Source organism: Mucilaginibacter aquariorum (assembly GCF_024498135.1).
Taxonomy (GTDB): Bacteria; Bacteroidota; Bacteroidia; order Sphingobacteriales; family Sphingobacteriaceae; genus Mucilaginibacter; species Mucilaginibacter aquariorum.
The window spans coordinates 1000998-1019929 of sequence record NZ_JANHOH010000001.1 but is presented as its reverse complement, the minus strand read 5'-3'; the positions used below and the strand labels follow the sequence as shown (position 1 = coordinate 1019929).

Here is an 18932-nt window from a genome sequence, read left to right as displayed (position 1 = left end):
ATGAAAAAGTATGTTTTATTGTTAACGGTATTCCTTTTCCCCTGTGTTTTATATGCGCAGGAGTTAAACCTCATCCCTTATCCAAATGAGGTAACCAGGCTGAAGGATAATTTGCTCATAGCAAAAAACAGCAGGTTTTATACCGATAACCAAAAGTTTAAGGGTGTTGTAAATTATTTAAATGAGGATTTGAATAAGGCCGTTAAAAAGGCACTCGCGATGCAAAAGATCCAGATCAGCATTAACGGCAATAACACAACGCCCGGATCCTATACGCTAAGCGCATCCGGTAAAATAATAAAAATAACAGCCGCGGATAGGGCAGGGGTGTTTTACGGAATGATCACCCTATCGCAGCTTTACAGATCCGCAAAAAGCGATTACACAAACATGATACTGCCCGGCGTAAAAATTACTGACCAGCCCCGGTACCAGTGGCGTGGTTTTATGCTTGATGAGTCGAGACACTTTTTTGGGAAAAAGGTTGTCAAGAGTATCCTAAGCTGGATGGCTTTTTACAAGCTGAACCGTTTTCAACGGCATTTAACTGATGCGCAGGGATGGCGGTTCGAGGTTAAAAAATATCCGCTGCTGGCCACCAAAGGCGGTAAGGGAAATTTTACGGATTCTACCGCAAAAGCCCAATACTATACACAAAAGGATATAAAAGAAATAGTGGCATTTGCCAAAAGACGAAATATCGAGATCATTCCCGAAATTGATATGCCGGGCCATGCAACAGGTGCAACCAGTGCATACCCCGAGCTTTCGGGCGGCACTACGCCGGGATACGAGAACTTCACCTTTAATCCAGCTAAAGAAACAACTTATAAATATTTGAGCAATGTTTTAAAAGAGGTTAGGACGTTGTTCCCGGCTCATGTTATCCATATAGGTGGCGATGAGGTTACTTTGGGTATTAAAGCCTGGGAAACCAACCCGGATGTGCTCAGGCTGCTGGCCGCCAAAAAAATGACTGATTATCGGCAGGCGGAGTTTTATTTTTTAAAACGTATTGCCGATACCGTACAAAAACTGGGCTGTCGCGTAATGTGCTGGGACGAAGCCGTACCCGCCGGGTTGCCTACAGCTAAGGTTGTGGTAAACTGGTGGCGGCAAAACAAACCCGAATCGCTGGCCGAGGCGCTTAACAAAGGTTATAAAGTGGTGCTTTGCCCAAGGCTGCCCCTGTATTTTGATTTTGTGCAGGATAGCACCCATGTATCCGGCCGTAAATGGGGTAAGCTGTATAATACGTATCTTGATGTTTACCATTTCCCGGAAAATGCTCTTGCCGATACGGTTTACAAAAAAGCTAACGTTATAGGCCTGCAAGCCAACCTGTGGACAGAAACTGTTGTCACTAAAAAAAGACTTGAATATCTGCTGTTTCCGCGTTTGGCCGCTATGGCGGAAGCGGGCTGGGTGGCCGAACCGACAAAAAACGATGAGCTGTTTAACAAAAGGCTAAGCGCTCATTTACAATATTACAAGCAGGCAGGTCTTTACTATTACGATCCGTTTAATCCGGGCTATCATCCGGAAGCTATCGACGTAAACCCGAAAAGTGCTATACAGGATTAACTGTTATAAAACTGGTAATTTTCTTTGGTGATGATATCAATGGGCATATAAACGGATTTTTCAACCTCGCTTATTTTAAAGAGGTGCTTGTAAAGCGCCATAATACCCAGGTATCCCTGTTCTTTAGGGCGCTGGCAAATTAAAAAGGTAATTTGCTGACTAATGAGGTAATTGATGTTTTTCTTTAAAAAATCGTACCCTATCAGTAAAATATCATCCCTTCTGCGTTTTTCAAGAATTTTGGCGATGATATTTACCCTGGAATTGGTTACAAATATGGCTTTAATGTCGGGGTTGGCCGATAATACCTCCACCAGCGATTTTTCTACATAAGCCAGTTTAGTATCGTTAATGTTAAGGGTTAATACCTGGTTGGGCTTTTTGGCGTCCTCAAAAAATTTCTTAAAACCCTGTTCCTTCCGTAATAAATGGTGATCGTTTTCAAGGTCTGTGGAAATGTTAACGGTTAAAATTTTATCGGCTTTTTGAATGGAAAGGCTTATCAGCTGCGCGGCCAGCTTACCGCTTTGATACAATTCCGGGCCTATATAAGTAAGGTTTTGCTGATTGGGCAGGTCGGAGTTTATAAAAGCCAGGGGCAGATCAAGCTCCTGGATCTTTTTAGCCAGAGTGATAGATTCCTCCACAAATGACGGCGCTATCAGGATAGCATGCGGTTCGCTGTTTAGCATCTCATCGGCCGATGCATTAAAACTATTTTTTGAGTCGAGGTCATAAAAATAGTATTTAACGGTAACGCCAAATTGTTTTATTTCTGCAGCGGCTTGTTTTATCCCGTTTAACGGGTAGCTCCAATAATCTGTTTCATTAGAAACCGCAGGTATCAGTATCGCAAAATTTAACATCTTCCGGGAAGCTAATAGGCTGGCCATTTTATTGGGCTGAAAGTTCAGCTCTTCAATAATGGAATTTATTTTTTGTTTAGTGTTTTCTGATACCCCTTTCCGGTTATGGATAACCCTGTCAACCGTACCGATAGATACGTTTGCCCTTCGGGCTATTTCTTTAACACCTGTTAGCTCGGTTTCTGTCTTTTTCATGTATGGATGAACCAAATATAATATATTTTAATAATCATTGTTAGCCACAGCCAAGCCTGCCTGTGTAAAAATTTAGTAGGTGTTACATAGGTTCTATGAATAAAATGAGCAGGCATACCATCCAAAAAAACGTAAAAAAAATAGGGAAGAACAATAGTTCTTCCCTAAACGCAGCATTATTAACTAAATTAATTACTTAGATCCTTATTTATTTTTTGATGATCCTATAAAGGAGTGAACTTAAAATCATGGATGATGATCTCCACGTTTTGATTGTTTGAAGGAGCGAGGCCATGAAACAACCAAAGATTCATCATTACAGGCATTGCTAATGTACTGATAGATTGCGGCGGGCTGGTCCAGGTTTTGCTGGCATACAGGTTGGTATCGTCATCATGAAAACCACCTAAACTTTTAAAAGTTACCGCGCTGCTTGATCTTTTGAACCTTTGCGTGGTATAAGTGCCCGTTAAAGTAACCGGGTATGTGGTCTCTACGCTGTCGAGGCTGCTGCCGGTTGCAGGGTAAAGGGTGTAGTTAAGTACCCTGTTATTTGTTGCATAACCCCATTTAGAATATTCGATATCCATTTCATCGAAAAAATCGTTACCGGAGTAATTAAACATACCGAAAACAACATTTTTATCCAGCGTACTTATAGCGCCTTCCACTTTCCATTGGTAGGTACCATAACCAAGGTTTGATAGCATGGTAACTTCCCCGCATTCCCATTTACCTGTGCTGGTGTTTTTCTTAATCTTTAAATGCAGAAAACCACTTGCATCTACATAGGCACTGCCTGTGCTAAACACATTTGGACCGGGCCCCTGGCCGGTTGGGTTTGTTGTAACCGCCCAGGTATAGCCGGCAAACGATAGGGTAGCATTGGTTTTTAGCTTATTTGAATTGGCCCCGGCAATTTGGTTGGTTGCAGGTACCGTTTTAGAGGTATCCGAACGGGCCCCGTCTGACTTTTTGCAGGCCGCGAAAGGTAACGCGAGCAGCAGTAGATAAACTGTTTTTTTCATAATTGTAGTTTAGTTGTGTTTGAAAATTGTTTAAAAAAACGGATAAAAATAAAGAATTAAAAATAATAACGTGTACGTACACGAATATATAATTATTATTTATACTTTGCAAAAGATTTGAGGCCAAATCGGTATTTAATTATCTTGTTAGTTAGATAGTTATATGGAAACAGAGGGCGCAAAGCACACCCAGAACACACCAGATACGGAACAAAATATGATCAATAAAAAACCACGGCTTTTATCGCTCGATTTTTTTCGGGGATTTACTATCGCAGCCATGATACTGGTAAACACACCGGGAGATTATGACTATGTTTACGCGCCGCTTGAGCATTCAAAATGGGATGGCTGCACGCCAACCGACCTGGTTTTCCCATTCTTTTTATTTATGGTAGGAGTATCCATCGTTTATGCTTTAGAAGGCAAGAAACCCGTTGCTGAAAACCATAGCCGGATCATATTAAGCGCGCTGCGGCGGATGCTTATTTTAATAGCCCTGGGCCTGGGTATATTCTTATTTTACCGGCCCGATCTTTCGCACCTCCGCTTTCCGGGGGTGTTACAACGAATAGGGGTTGTATACTTTATTACAACCTTGTTATATCTTAAAACAAGCCAGCGAACGCGCGACTGGCTGATGGGATTAATTTTGGTGAGCTATTACCTGATGCTTTTTTATATCCCCGTGCCGGATGGGCACCCCCCTAATCTGAGCCCTGAATTAAACCTTGCGGCCTGGGTGGATAGGGCAGTTTTTACTACCAATCATTTGTACAGGTACACCAAACTGTGGGATCCTGTAGGCCTGCTGAGTACCTGGCCGGCTATCGCAACAACACTGTTCGGTATCCGCATAGGGGCATTGTTAAAGCAAAAAGATGTTGATGTGAATAGAAAGTGTATCAAACTGCTTTTAATTGGGCTTTTGGCTACTATACTGGGGCTGATTGTTAACCTTGTTTTTCCAATTAACAAATCGTTGTGGAGCAGCTCGTATGTACTGTACTCGGGCGGGCTTGGCACATTGGGTTTAACGGCGGCATTCTGGATAATTGATGTTAAAGGGTATCAGAAATTGGTGTGGCCCTTTACGGTATTCGGGATAAATGCCATAAGCGCTTATGTACTATCCGAAATTATGCCGGGGCTTATCAATTTCTTAAAAATATCGCACGATGGAGGGGCGGTAAGCGGGATGAAATATTTTTACCAGGTTGTTTTTCTGCCGCATTTCTCGCCTGTAAACGCTTCACTGCTATCCGCCTGCGTGTTTGTAGTTTTTATATGGCTCATCATGTACATTCTCTACAAAAGGGAAGTGATCATAAAAATAGCAGATGAAAGGCCAAGAACAAGTTTTAACAACGCAACTTATAACGAGAAATATAGTTGATTAAGAAAAGGATGCCCCTGAAAAGGGGCTCTTTTTTTGAATTTGAAAAATGAAAAGATAGCCGAATAAACGGACTGGACACCCGCCACAATTACGAAGGGCCGGCACGTAAGCCTGGTTATCATAGCCAAGTGTGTTCACTAATATTTTGGCGGCAATGATTTTAATAAATTTTTAGTCGAAACGGGTAAAAAGCGCAGTTAAATTCGATCCCGATTCCCTTGTTGGAGTATGCCAAAAGATCTGGAGGATGCGATGTGGTGGGCTTATGTGAAAAGAACAACTTAAAGGAGGGGCGCTTTTCTGTTTTGCACAAAAATGTAGGATTGGCTTGGGTGTCCGGCATACTTAAACCATAATATTGTGTCATAACAGCTGCCACAAACGAAAATGTCCGCTTGTACATTACGCAATAAATGATTAACATATTTTTCTTTCTCACAAATTTTTAACCGCAATAATTGGCTGCAGGTTTTCGTCAGGTGAGAAAGGGTGATTAATCTATCTATAAATATGCTATAATTTATTTATTTTTAGAATTCTAAACCAAACACAATATCGTCCCGATTAATGATTTTTCTAAAGAAAGCTCCTCCGTATTTAACCCGCCTTATCTTTTTATCAGCATTTATTTTATACGGCAATTATACGTGCGCGCAATTCAGGCAATTGCACGTCGAACCGGATGAGAACCATGCCCTTAAGCTCAGCTTTTACTCCGGCGGTGAAGGGTACGTGGCTTTTACCGGGTCGGTTGGCTTTACTACCGACAGCGGAAAAACTTTTCAGCAAAAAAAGATTACCTTAAATAACGTCAATTATGGCGATTACAATGTCAACCTTACTTTTGGCTTTGGCATTCTTGGTGTAAAGGCCTTTGATCAGAACAACATACTTGTTTACGGGCACTATGGGCTGGTGCCGGCTATCCTGCGCTCTGCCGATGGTGGCGCCACTTTTAAAGTCGTGTACCATGATCAGTATAGTGTAGTCCCCAACTCAGCCATTACAGATATGGTATTCCCCGAGAATAAAAACACGGGGTACGCCGTTGATAACGACCGTATCCTTAAAACGGTGAATGGCGGGCAAAACTGGGCGGTTAGTTATGCGGCCACCAATAATAATTTTATAGCCATACAGGCGCTTAATAACACGCAGCTTATCGCATTTGGCGCGGGCGGCCAATTGTTCAGAACCGCGGACGGGGGGGCTACCTGGCAGCAAATTGCGGTCCAGGGGTCTTATCTGCGGTCTGTTTATTTTTTAAATACGACTATAGGATGGTCGGGCGATAACGAAGGCAACGTTTATTACACAGTTAACGCCGGTGCCAGCTGGGCAAAGCAAAATACGATCATGGGTACCGCCCTTACCTGTTATAAGTTAAAATTTGTAAATGACAGCACAGGTTATGCCCTTACTAATGGCTTTAACGTTTATAAAACCAGCGATCGCGGTAAGATCTGGGAGCCGCTGCCCCGCGATAATAATTACGCCTATCTGGGCTATACCCTTAATGATTTTCAGTTCAACGGCAATACGGTTTGGACCGCGGGCGGGCACGGGCAGATACAGGTAAGCAGCAATGGTGGGGGCACGCCCATACCCAAGGCGCTTTTTACCATTGATACCGCGGGCGCAGCCGGTACCGGGCAGGTAAAATTGCAGAACTTGTCAAAAACAGGCAACAGTTACAGGTGGCAGGTTAATGGTAAGGAGGTAAGCAAGGCATACAACGTGCAATACACACACAATATTTTTTCGACATATGATACCGTTCGGCTTATTGTGAGCAACAAACAGTTGTATGCAGATACGCTTACACGTTACCAGGCATTCAAAGTCCCTGTTCTCGTTACCGGTTTTTCGCCGGTCTCGGGCATAGCAGGTACCAGAATCACCATTACCGGATTTAACTTTAAAGATGTTTATAGCGTTACCATCGGCGGCGTTGCAGTAACCTCCTACACGGTCGTTTCTCCCACAAGTATCATCGCTGTAGCCGGGAAGGGTGCATCTGGTAAGGTAGTAGTTACCACTTACACCGGAAGCGGGTCAAAGGCCGGCTTCACCTATATATCCCCGCCGCTATTGGCCGCTATATCGCCGGCCGTGGCCGGGGCCGGTGATATGGTTACATTAACCGGCAGCGGTTTTAATCACGTTACGGCAGTTAGTTTTGGGGGCACCGCGGCCGGCTCGTTCACTATAGTTTCGGCCACACAGATCAAAGCCATTGTAAGTTCCGGCGCGGCAGGCGATGTTAAGGTTGTATCTCCGGCTGGTGTTTCAAGCATACCCGGCTTCACGATGATACCAGCCATCAACGGTTTTACGCCTGATAAAGGAACGAACGGCACTTTATTAAATCTAACCGGGACGGGGCTGTCCAACGTAACAGAGATCACTGTTGGCGGTGTGCCTGTGCGCTCCTTTGTCGTTAATTCGGCAACATCCATCACGGCGGTTGCTGCGGCAAATGCGCAAGGCGTTGTTAAAGTCAGCGCACCTGGCGGTTATAGCACGTCGCCGGGCACATTTAAATACTATGCCACCCCGGTGATCCGGTCTTTTGCCCCGCTGACGGGACCGGTGGGAACGGAGCTGACCATCAAAGGTGCAAATTTCGACCCGGTGGCCGCTCAAAATACAGTATACATCGGTCTTGTAAAAATACCGGTAATTACGGCCAGCGCCACTACCTTAACGGTGAGGGTGCCTGCAGGCATCGCTTACGAGCCAATTACGGTAACCGCGCACAACCTGCAAAGCTATTCTGCCCAGCCATTTACTTTGACTTTTACCGGAGGCGGCAGCATCACATCGAAATCTTTTGTCAGCGATACAACAAGTTTGGCTTTAAACAGCGCGGGTGGCACCCGCATGGCAGACATGGATGGTGATAGCAGGGCGGATATTATATCCTATTCGCCGGTGAGTTCCTCGCTCATGCTCTCGCGGAATACCGGCAGCAACGGGACAACCTCTTTTGAACAACTTGATCTTTCTGCACTCGTTGGCAAGCTTTTTTATTATACGATAGCAGACCTTGACGGCGACGGGCTGCCGGATTTGGTAGCGCGCAACGCCTCGCAGGTAATTGCCTTCAGGAATACCTCCAGTCCCGGTAAAGTATCTTTTCAGGCGGTTACAGTGCTTGCAGCGGTTCAGGTTGCCTGGGGCGTTGTGGTACACGATATGGACAGCGACGGTAAACCCGACGTTGTAGTTTCTCAGATCGGGCAATTTAACGGAACCGCTATCCTGAGAAATAAAGGCGAGCCGGGAAGTATTTCTTTTTACGGGGCCGAGATGATCTACTGGACTAACCAGATGTTAAAAGACATTGTGAATGATTTTGACCAGGATGGTAAACCCGACCTTATGGGGCAGCTACCTGATTTCGGGGAGAATTTTTTCATTCTAAAAAACGATAGCGAACCAGGGGTAATAAATATTCCTGCAAGCGGTTTGGGTGACTGGAAGCTTGGAAGTAGCCGCGGGGTACCTACGCTGAGCGATGTGGATAACGACGGCAAAATGGATGTTATAGTGGCTTATCCCGAAACGCATAAGATTTCTGTTTACCGGAATATTTCTGCCGCGGGCGTCCTGCAGTTCGAAAACAAAACGGATTTAGGGACAACCGACCCGCCGGCTGATATAATATCAAATGACCTGGACGGTGACGGCAGGCCCGAGATCATCCTTACCTACTATAACCGGAAAAGTATCTCCATTTTTAAAAATATAAGCAGCGGCGGCAAAACCGCCTTTAGCCTGCCTGTTGAGATAGCGACCTCGGGCATCCCTACCGGGATAATAACGGGGGATGTAAACAACGATGGCAAAAATGATATGCTGTATACTTCGGGGGGCAATAAACTTGCTGTACTGTTAAATGTTATAAAGCCAGTGCCATTTATAGCCGGCTTTACACCGGGCTCGGGTATTTCCGGAACACAGGTAAAGATCAGCGGCATCAATTTTACGGGTACTACTGCCGTAAAATTTGGAGGCATCGCTGCAGGTACTTTTACCCTTACCGGTGACACGCTCATTACGGCCATACCCGGCGCCGGCGCATCCGGTGAGGTTAGCGTTACCAATAGTTACGGTACCAGCTCCCTGCCCGGGTTTGTTTACGGCCTGCCGCCTGTGATCACTTCTGTATCGCCGCTATCAGGGCCGGCAGGCACACCTGTTGTGATCTCGGGCAGTAACTTTGACCCCGTACCGGATAAGAACATCGTGTACTTTGGTGATGTAAAAGGTACGGTTACAGCCGCATCAGCAACCTCACTGACCGTAAGCGCACCGGCGCAGGCAACGTATAAACCCATCAGCGTAGCCACCCATAACTTTATCGCAAGTTCTGCTTTGCCCTTTTCGGTTACCTACCCAAACGGCTTTAAAAAGTTTGATGCGCAGGCGTTTAATGTAAGGCAATATCTGCCCGGCCGTATGCCATTCGCCGCTGACCTTGACGGGGATGGCAAACCCGACCTTGTTTACACCTCAGGATCTGCTGCGGAGGACCTTATGGTAGCCCGAAACCTCACTGCTGCCGGTGCGGATACCGCTTTATTTGATACACCAAAGGTTATAGCGCCCGGCCTCATCTACGAACTTTCTTTGCAATTTACGGACATCAATGCCGACGGGAAGCTGGATATTATCTTCGCGCGGCGCCCGGCACTGGGCGCACCCAGTAGCGGCACTATGTATCTGCTGCTCAATAACAGTACCCTGGGCCGGATTGGTTTTTTGCCGCTGATTAACCTGAATGATGTTGCCGACAGCCCCAATTTTGATACCTATCAAATGGCTACCATAAAAGATATTGACGGCGATGGGTTACCGGACCTTGTAACATCCGGGTTTTATACTTCGGTGATGTCTGTTTACAGGAATATCTCTGCTAGCGGGAACCTGCATTTTGGCCAGCGAACTGATTTTACGATCCCGCTATACGCTTTTAACCAGGCGCACTTAAGCGATATGGATGGGGACGGCAGGCCCGACCTGCTGGTGATTACTTCTGGCGGTGAAAACCTGCTGTCGGTTTATAAAAACAACAGCACTAAAGGTCAGATTAATTTTGCGCCGCGTCTTACCTTTCCGATAGAAGGACAGGGCTTTGCCATGAGTGTAGCCGACGTTGATGGTGACCATATCCCGGATGTGGTGCTCGCCGACGGCCCCACTGAAAAGGCGGCGGTATTGCGCAATATGACCAAAGCGACCGGCGGTATCAAATTTGCTAGTACATTTATAGGTAAAGGGTTAGCGATAGGCACTATGGTGCTGGCGGACCTGAATGGAGATGCCAAACCGGATATTCTTGCAGGCACTACGCAAACACAGCTCATGCTGCTAAAAAACAGCAGCACCGCAGGTGATCCTGTCTTTAATGACGATGATATTTACTATGCCCCGGGCGTTGGGGATATCAGCTCTGTAGCGGATATGGATATGGACGGGAGGCCGGATATTCTCGCCTACTACGGCAACCGCATCACCATTATGCTCAACAAAACCAAACCGCCGCTAAACTTGCCCGGGAAGAACCTGCGTGCCGAATTTGTTTCGGCAACTTGCAAGGGCGCAAACAACGGTACAATCAATATTACAGCCGCCAGCCAGCAAAACTACTACGTAACTATTAATAAATTGGGCTTTGGTACAAGCAAAAAATTCACAAAAACATTATTGGTTACCGGTCTTGCGCCGGGTGAATATAATGTGTGTATTACCGTTGATGGCTATCCCGATTTTCAGCAATGTTTTACCGGTACGATAACCGAACCCAGGGACCTTGCTGTTTATACGGCCGTCGACCCGTCTTCCAGGAATGTTGTATTGTCGCTTAGCGGCGGCAGCAGCTACCGGATAACCTTAAATGATACCCGGCTGGAAACCAGCGAGCAGCGTATTACCCTCGCTTTGCACAATGGCAATAATCAGCTGCAGGTAAGTACAGACAAAGATTGCCAGGGTGTGTTTAGCAAGATGATAAATGTGGGCGGTAAGATCACCCCTTACCCTAACCCTTTTACAAACCTGTTGCAGATTGATATTGCCGGAAGTACTGCTTTAACCGCCGGTGTAGAAGTTATTGACGCGTTTGGTAAAAGTGTAATAAAGCAAACCGTAAAACCAGGTAACGGGACGATAGCGCTGGATGTAAGCGGCCTCCAAAGCGGGGTTTACGTGCTCCGGTTGCTGTTAGATAACAAACCATCTGTTTATAAGATATGGAAAAGATAAAGCGCCTTTTAATATTATCCCTTTTTTTGATGCCCGCGGGCGCTTGTAAAAAGGACAAGCCGCATGACCCGATACCGGTAACGCCGGAATTTCCCAGGCCGGCCTTGCTTAGCCTGCCGGAAGATGGTCAGCCATGCTTTTTAGGAACATCTGTTTCGGATACTCAAAGTAAGGTAAGCTTTAGCTGGAATATGGCGGCAAATACGGACAGTTACGAGCTGCATATCAAAAATTTGCTGACCGGAGATTCGACCAGGCAAAGTACAACTATGCCCACGGCCAGCGTTAGTTTATTAAAAAATACGCCCTATTCCTGGTACGTGGTTTCCAGATCCGGTAAGGTTACTGTTACCGCGGCCAGCAAGGTTTGGAAATTTTATAACTCCGGCCCGGGCATATCGGTTTACCCGCCTTATCCCGCGCAATTACTCGCACCGGCCAACGGGGCGCAGTTTGATACCCCTGCAAACAATCTGGTGCGGGTAGAATGGACGTCCGCTGCCGGCAGCAGCCCAATAAAAGAAATGATGATCTATACCGGAACAGACGCGGGCACGGGCTACATGGCAGGAACGATTGGTGCAGGTAACGTTTTTACGCTTGCGGTCTCTCCCAAAACGCTTGTGTATTGGAAAGTTGTAACAAAAGACTTGCTTGGCAATACCTCCACGTCACAGGTTTATAGTTTTTATGCCCGGTAAACAGTTGATCAGCGCGCCTTATATGACAAGCTATCAAATTCAATAGCAATCATAGCGGACGGAGGAGATCAAAGGGGATTCAAGTAGTGCTCAATTAATTTAATGCTCTTAAAGCCGCGCACGTTTACAATTCATTGATTGTTCGCTTTCGTTTGATTGTTTTGTACAAAACTCATCGCTTTACGGTAAACCGTAAATTATCCTCCTGGCTTGTCTTTACTTTTATTCCTGGTAATAATTAAAACGATCAAACAGGATGGAAGAGATTATGCGCTGGTTTATAACAAAGACTTCCGGACCGTATTTTGGTGTAGGAACCATAAACAGTGTGTTTACGCTTGGGCAGGCTACTAAAGAGGACATTGCGGTTATCGATCAAAAAAAGATAGAAAGTGCCTGACATCAAGGCGGACGGAATAGCCAAAGCGGCACCCCTGGAAAAGCAAAAGCAGGAGAAAATAAATAAAGACAACGAATTCAAAGAGGAAGTTTGGTCGTCCATTTATAAGATTAACAAAACGGAAAATGCCTGTAAATTGTATGATTTACAGGCATTTTTTTGTTTCCGGATTAACTCAGTCATTCTAAAGCCTATTCCTCTACATGCCATCCTTATGACCATAAGTTGAACCTGTTATGGCGGTAACATTACCATCAGGGGGGATTTTTCTGACACGGTTGTTAAACTTTTCAGCAAAGGTGGATCTAAGACCTTTTTTAGATACATAAATGCGTGGTTTTAGCTCCCAAGACGCGTCTATAAAGAGCTCTATTTCACAGCCATTTCTCTGATCTGTGATATAAATTGTATATCAGAACAGATAGATTGTGTAATGAAAAAAAGAACAAGTGTTTAACTTTAAAGTAATAATACCCCACCAAAATAGCGATAACTAAGTACTGATTAAACTTCAATTATTAAATCTTAACCATTAATCACTAAATTATGAAAAAGGTACTATTAGCCCTGCTTGCTTTTTGCTTGCTGGCAGCATCCTGCAAAAAGGATATGAAAACTGACGGCATTAAACCTGTAACCATTGATGCCAATGCAAAGAAGTATAAAGTAAACTTCACAGTGAGCCAGTTCTCGCAAACGGTGGGCAATATCGATTTACACAAAGCACCGCAACTGATGTCAACTAAAGCGCTGGCCACTGATACGTCAACCCTGAGCCAGGCTATAAATCAGTACTTTTACGTCGTTTACGATGCAAATGGAAACGAGGTAAAGAGAATTTACCGAACAGCCGCGTACCCGGGAACTGAAGATATTTATCATGAAGATGGAAAGGAATATAATATTTACATACCAGGAATAGAAGTAGGCGCAACCACAACAGATCCATTTAATGTAATTACCGATTCATTGGCAGCCGGAGCCTATACCATAGTAGTAACCGGTTCTAATGAAGATATTGGAATCAATAATGATGACACTGGTCTCGGGTATGACTTTACATTTTACAATCCGCTTTTACCTCCGTCAGGTGGCGATTTTTCTTCAAGAGCCGCAGTATATGTTGATGAAGGGGTTGATGCCATACCCCAATCACAGCAAATTTACTTTGGCAAAGTACAAATTACCGTGGGTAATCAGAACAGCACGCAAAGCATTTGTATAAATCGTATTGTTGGGCAGCTTGAAGTTGATTTGGAAGGTGCCATACCAAGTAATGTCGCCTGGATAGGGGTAGCACGGGAGAATGAATATGAAGGTTATTCGTTTTACAATGAGGTGCCTTTTGGAGGTACTATTTTACAGGATCAACCCATTGGCTGGGACTCAGATATGGGCAAAATTACGGCATCAGACAGAGCGAAAACTAACTATAAAACTGACCGCTTTGTAATGAATACGGTAACGCCTATTAGTGTTAGACTGTTTGCATTAGATGCAAACTTCAACATTATAGTTCAAAAGACAATTCCTAATGTACGGATCTATAAAAACAAACGAACCATCCTATCCGGCAAGTTGTTCGGTACGGATCCCGCTTTGCAGCAATTTACCATCAATGCTAACCAGGCATGGGGACCAGATGCGCCTGTAATTCATTTCTAATAAAGTTTAAACTTATGTAAATAATAAACCCTGCTTATGTAAAGCGGGGTTTATTATTTAAACTTAATGTATAAAAAATGAATTAAGTATTAAAGAGAATGAGCGATTAAAGGTAAATTGTAGAGTCAATCAAGCCTAATAAAAAGCCTGCTCAGCAAGTTAGGTGTTACGGTCGTACCTGGTACTCGCCCTATTGCATCGATAAAGATAGAAACAGGACTCTGTATAAAGTTTGGATGAAAGCTGGAATACCGGGCAATATCCAAATAAGAGAGTAAGTACAGCTAACCTAACATTCGCTAATCCAGAATTTCACAATGATGGCCATTTTTATGCAGTAGTTTAATAATCGCCTCTACTGAAAAAACGCTTCCTTCAACCCGCAAAACCTTATCGCAATCTTCCAGGTCAAAATTTACCCAGCCGCCGGGTATATAATTCTTAAGTTTCCTGATAAGCGGTTTTGATTGTTCAACGCTCTGAACATCTGTTTTAAACACCTCGATCATTTTTATAAATATTAGAACCGGTAATTAATACCTGTTTGGAATGCAACACCTGTTTTCTTTAACTCCGCCAAAGGCACCCTTTTATTAAGGTCATGATACGGTACTAAACCCACCTTTTGATCTTTAGTGTACCTATCTAGCCGTTGGGAAAAATTATAGCCTGCACTTATTTGTATCGAAAAGTTTTTTGCAGGCACGTACTCATAGAATAGGCTGCTTCTAAGCTGCTGCACCTGCAAATAGTCAGACCCTGTTTTCTTTGATAAACGGTAAGAGCCGCCGCCAATGCTAAAATCGGCATTAACACCGGCGAAGTTTTTATCTGAAAATTTGTATTTTATTTTTTCGGAAACAGGCAGCGTGCCGCTAAAGGTCCAGCGGTCGCTTATATTCCAGTCGATACCAACAAGCGGTATCAGTACGTTCCCAAAAAACTGCCTGGAATAAGCCGCACCTATTGAATAACTAAACGTTGCCGATTTCCGTATCCTCAACATAACAGCTGCCGAATAAAGCATGTCCTCTCCCGAGATATCCTTCAGGTCTGAGGATAACGTAGGTATAAATGTTGCCAAAAGCGCATACTTAGGCGACAACGATTTTTGAAAGGTAATTGGTACCGAAAAACTATTAAACTGTGTTCCCCCAAATTGCGAACCAAGGCCGGAAAGAAATAACCCATTATACTCGATACCTGCAAGTAAAAAGTCTAATTTATTATCTTTCATTGTGTAAAATACCGGGAGGGTAAGCGCGCCTCCTACTTGTTGTATATTCATTTTTTTACCATTGACCGAAAACGGCGAATAGCTATATTGTGTGCTGAACGACCCCAATTGAAGCGGTACCGGAGTTTGTTCGTTTTGCTGCGCTTGTGCGGCCAATTGTAATACAAATAAAAAGAATGCGATAAAATACAAAACCTTAGTTTTCATGTTTGTTGTGGTTAATTTTATTATAATTCCACATAGACACACAAGATTGAGTTTACCCTTACTCGAAAAGGAAATTGATTTTGTTCCCCAATGGGGTATTTTAAACGTTACCCTTTCGAAAACTAATATTAAAATGAAAGAAAGCCCTTAAAGTGAACTTCGGTACGAAAAAAGAAGAGGGTAATTGTTTGCCCTTTTACTGACTAAAGATTTTGCCTAGGCTAAACATGGCCGGATTTGACTGATTCCGCCGGGCTTATTTAACAAGTGTTCGGTGAGGGCGTTTGCACTCCTATTAACCCAACACATAAGCTGTCTCATTCTTTGTGGTAGACATTACAAAAAAGCTTTGCATATTATCCACGCAGGGCAACTTTAACAACTTTTCGTTATAAAGCACATTGTATTCATCCATATCGCGGATGGCGATACGAAGCAGAAAATCGAAGGCGCCTGTCATTTGTGAGCATTCCATAACTTCCCTGAGTTTGACCACTTCGGCCTGAAAGGCCTTCATGCTTTCCTGGCTGTGCTTTTCGATCCAGACCTGGGTATAAGCGATCAGGCCACGTCCGGCCTTTTTATGATCGAGAATGACAGTATAGTGTTTGATATACCCCTCTTCTTCCAGGCGCCTTACACGGGTGTGTATCGCGGTCACTGACTTATGCAGTTCCAGGGCGATATCCTTGTAAAATGTCCGGGAATCCCTTTGCAGTATGTTCAGGATCCCCAGGTCGGTTTTATCCAATGTGTTATTGATCATATGAACAGGTGGTTGCTTAGTGTATTAAGTACGTTTATTTGTTTTCTATTTGCGCTATCAAAATAGGGAATAATTTGTGCTTAAAAATAAAGTATTGACACTTTATTTTTATTTTAATTGTATTTTTAAACGAGTTCAAAGTGTACGGAGTTGATATGAATAGAGCGATCGTGGCAACATGAAATCTAAAAAAGCGGCTTTTTACTGTTGTAAATAGAAATAAACAACAAAATACAACCGATTTTTAGAATGGTATCCCAAATATATGGGGTGTTATAGTTTGCATCACTACAAGCTTGGATATTTGCCGTAACGGTAGGAACTCAGAGACGCTTACCCTAGTTTACTCATATGGCGACCATACAACCCTTTTGCGCTTTGCGCCCTAATACTTTCTACGCAGATCAGCTGGTCTTTGGCGAACAGGTTGTGGTATTGGGATACGGCAGGACCGAGAAAAAACTGGCACCACTGAAGGAATCCCTGGAACACGCGGCCCGTTTGCGGCCAGAAACACCGGAAGGCCAGGAAGCGGGCTATGCGTCCATTGACAAAACCTTGAGGGAAATGCTTGATAACGGCAAATTATGGCAGGAACAAACCCCCGGCTTCTATGTTTATGAGACCGTTCATGGCGGCTTGCAGCAAACCGGCGTCTGGGCCCTAAGTTCACTGGACGACGTCGTAAAGATACATGAGCAAACTTTTTGCGACAGCGTACGGCGCCTGAAAAACTACAGGGAATCTACTGGCCTGGAAGGAAGCCCTATATTATTAACCTATGAGCCTGATGAAAGGATCAACAGGATCATCAGGGAAACCAAAGCAAGTAATAATAAAGCGACCATGGGCAATGCAGCTGGTATGCATTATTTATGGAAAATAGTCGATCCCGCGATCATACAGGAATTGACCGAAGCTTTTGCGGGCATCAGTGCTGTTTATATGGCAGACGGTCATCACCGCTTAGCCTCCTCGGCCCGCCTGTTGCAGGAACAAAGAACCCGGGGCGGAAAGGTGTATGATACCATCGCCTCGCTTTATATGGCCACCGATCAGTTATGTATACGCGCTTATCACCGGGTGTTTCAGCCGGAGGTATGTATAGAAAGAGAAAGCTTTTTTACGAGCCTTGAGAAAGAATTCATTATCCGCAGGTCTATGGATAACCGGCCTATTGAGCCGGAAACCAAACACCATTTGGGTATGCTTGTCAGAGGGGAGTGGTTCCATTTAACTCCCCGCTATAACGTGGGGCCGTTGGTTGATGCAGAGATACTGCAGAAGCACGTATTGCATCCGGTTTTTGGGATAAGCGATCCGGGAACGGATAAGAGAATGAGCTATATAGGGGGCAGGAACGCGATGGAAGAACTGCTGGCATTTATGGTCGAATATCCCTGCTCGGTCGCATTTACACTATGCCCGGTTACGCCTCAACAATTGATGGAGGTTGCCGATGCAGGGCATACATTACCTCCTAAAGCAACCTGGATAGATCCAAAGATCCCTTACGGTTTGTTAATTTATAAACATTAAAAATATGAAAACGGATATCATTCTGGTGATTGGGGCCTGCGGGCAGATCGGTATCGAACTGACGGTTGCCCTTCGTGAGCGATATGGCCGGTTTAATGTCATCGCGGCAGATAAGGTTGCAACAGCAGATATCCTGTTGGATGCGCTTGATCAGGACGCATTGAGGAACGTGGTGAGGAATTGTGGTGTAACGCAGATCTATCTACTGGCGGGCACTTTTTCGACCCCGGCCGAACAGGACATTCCTCCGGGATGGAAACTAAACATTCAAAGCTTGCTTTCCGTATTGGAAGTGGCCAAAGAACAGCGGCTGGATAAAGTGTTTTGGCCAAGCAGCATCGCCGTGTTTGGGCCGGGTTCTCCTAAATATAACTGCCCGCAGCAAACCTGCGTAGAGCCCGATACGGTTTACGGCATCAGTAAAAGAGTAGGAGAGTACTGGTGTAATTATTATTTTGAGCAATACGGCGTAGATGTGCGCAGCTTACGCTTTTCCGGCCTGGTTGCTTGTACGGCGCCAACAGGCTACGGCACAACGGATTATGCCGTGAGCATCTTTCACCAGGCTATCGAGAAGCAGCATTACACTTGTTTCCTGAATGAGGATACCTGCTTGCCAATGATGTATCTGCCGGATGCGATAAGGGCCATACTGGAACTCATGGATGCGCCAAAGGAAGCGATTACGATAAGGACCTCTTATAACCTGGCGGGTATGAGCTTCGCACCTTGCGACCTGGCCGCTGAGATCAAAAAACATATTCCTGGGTTTAGAATCGATTACCAGCCGGATCACCGGGAGATGATCGCTGCCGGCTGGCCTGCCAGCATTAAAGATGAACAAGCCAGGAAGGATTGGGGATGGCAGCCACACTTCGACTTGAAAGGAATGACGGCGGATATGCTCGCCCAGTTGACAAAAATTAAAGGAGCATACCCGGAGCAGGAACAAATGGCCTTGCACGATTTTCCGGATTTTCCAAATGAGGACCACGATTTTACGGGAGTTTTTAAAATATGAGGAAAAGATTAATCGTTAACCTTTAACAATTAAATCATCTAATCCATCGGCAGT

General features: G+C 44.7%; 13 protein-coding genes. 8 read left to right on the top strand and 5 right to left on the bottom strand.

Annotated elements, in window-relative coordinates:
• The gene (locus NPE20_RS04420; RefSeq protein ID WP_256537394.1) at positions 1-1584 is read left to right on the top strand and encodes a beta-N-acetylhexosaminidase; all 1584 of its coding nucleotides are present in this window, start codon (positions 1-3) and stop codon (positions 1582-1584) included.
• Here the strand turns inward: NPE20_RS04420 and NPE20_RS04415 are convergent.
• Entirely contained in the window at positions 1581-2645 is a 1065-nt protein-coding gene (locus tag NPE20_RS04415; RefSeq protein ID WP_256537393.1) for a LacI family DNA-binding transcriptional regulator, read from the bottom strand. The genes NPE20_RS04420 and NPE20_RS04415 overlap by 4 nt on opposite strands.
• 224 nt (positions 2646-2869) lie before the next feature.
• The gene (locus NPE20_RS04410) at positions 2870-3673 is read right to left on the bottom strand and encodes a glycoside hydrolase family 16 protein (protein WP_256537392.1); all 804 of its coding nucleotides are present in this window, start codon (positions 3671-3673) and stop codon (positions 2870-2872) included.
• 163 nt (positions 3674-3836) lie between these two features.
• Between NPE20_RS04410 and NPE20_RS04405 the strand changes: the two genes are divergently transcribed.
• From NPE20_RS04405 to NPE20_RS04385, 5 genes are all read left to right on the top strand, one after another.
• Positions 3837-5069 (top strand): acyltransferase family protein, encoded by a 1233-nt coding sequence (locus NPE20_RS04405; protein WP_256537391.1) that lies wholly within the window; start codon positions 3837-3839, stop codon positions 5067-5069.
• 570 nt (positions 5070-5639) lie between these two features.
• Positions 5640-11342, top strand: a complete 5703-nt coding sequence (locus NPE20_RS04400; RefSeq protein WP_256537390.1) for an FG-GAP-like repeat-containing protein — start codon at positions 5640-5642, stop codon at positions 11340-11342.
• Positions 11330-12043: a hypothetical protein gene (locus NPE20_RS04395; RefSeq protein WP_256537389.1), complete on the top strand. Its 714-nt coding sequence runs from the start codon at positions 11330-11332 to the stop codon at positions 12041-12043. The genes NPE20_RS04400 and NPE20_RS04395 overlap by 13 nt, the downstream gene beginning before the upstream one ends.
• 256 nt (positions 12044-12299) lie before the next feature.
• Positions 12300-12443, top strand: coding sequence for a hypothetical protein (locus tag NPE20_RS04390; protein ID WP_256537388.1), 144 nt, complete (start codon positions 12300-12302; stop codon positions 12441-12443).
• A gap of 546 nt (positions 12444-12989) precedes the next feature.
• The gene (locus NPE20_RS04385) at positions 12990-14108 is read left to right on the top strand and encodes a hypothetical protein (RefSeq protein ID WP_256537387.1); all 1119 of its coding nucleotides are present in this window, start codon (positions 12990-12992) and stop codon (positions 14106-14108) included.
• 299 nt (positions 14109-14407) lie between these two features.
• Here NPE20_RS04385 and NPE20_RS04380 read toward each other — a convergent pair whose 3' ends face one another.
• The 3 genes from NPE20_RS04380 to NPE20_RS04370 all read right to left on the bottom strand — a co-directional run bounded on the left by NPE20_RS04380 (position 14408) and on the right by NPE20_RS04370 (position 16318).
• On the bottom strand, positions 14408-14617 hold the full coding sequence (locus NPE20_RS04380; RefSeq protein WP_256537386.1) for a hypothetical protein: 210 nt from the start codon (positions 14615-14617) through the stop codon (positions 14408-14410).
• A gap of 11 nt (positions 14618-14628) precedes the next feature.
• Positions 14629-15552 (bottom strand): DUF6268 family outer membrane beta-barrel protein, encoded by a 924-nt coding sequence (locus NPE20_RS04375; protein ID WP_256537385.1) that lies wholly within the window; start codon positions 15550-15552, stop codon positions 14629-14631.
• Positions 15553-15847: 295 nt separating this feature from the next.
• Positions 15848-16318: an Lrp/AsnC family transcriptional regulator gene (locus NPE20_RS04370; RefSeq protein WP_256537384.1), complete on the bottom strand. Its 471-nt coding sequence runs from the start codon at positions 16316-16318 to the stop codon at positions 15848-15850.
• A 351-nt stretch (positions 16319-16669) separates the two neighbouring features.
• Here NPE20_RS04370 and NPE20_RS04365 point away from each other — a divergent pair, with 351 nt between their 5' ends.
• Positions 16670-17857, top strand: a complete 1188-nt coding sequence (locus NPE20_RS04365) for a DUF1015 family protein (RefSeq protein WP_256537383.1) — start codon at positions 16670-16672, stop codon at positions 17855-17857.
• Between the two features lie 4 nt (positions 17858-17861).
• Complete coding sequence (locus tag NPE20_RS04360) at positions 17862-18878, top strand: NAD-dependent epimerase/dehydratase family protein (RefSeq protein ID WP_256537382.1); 1017 nt, start codon at positions 17862-17864, stop codon at positions 18876-18878.
• Positions 18879-18932 lie beyond the last annotated feature (54 nt).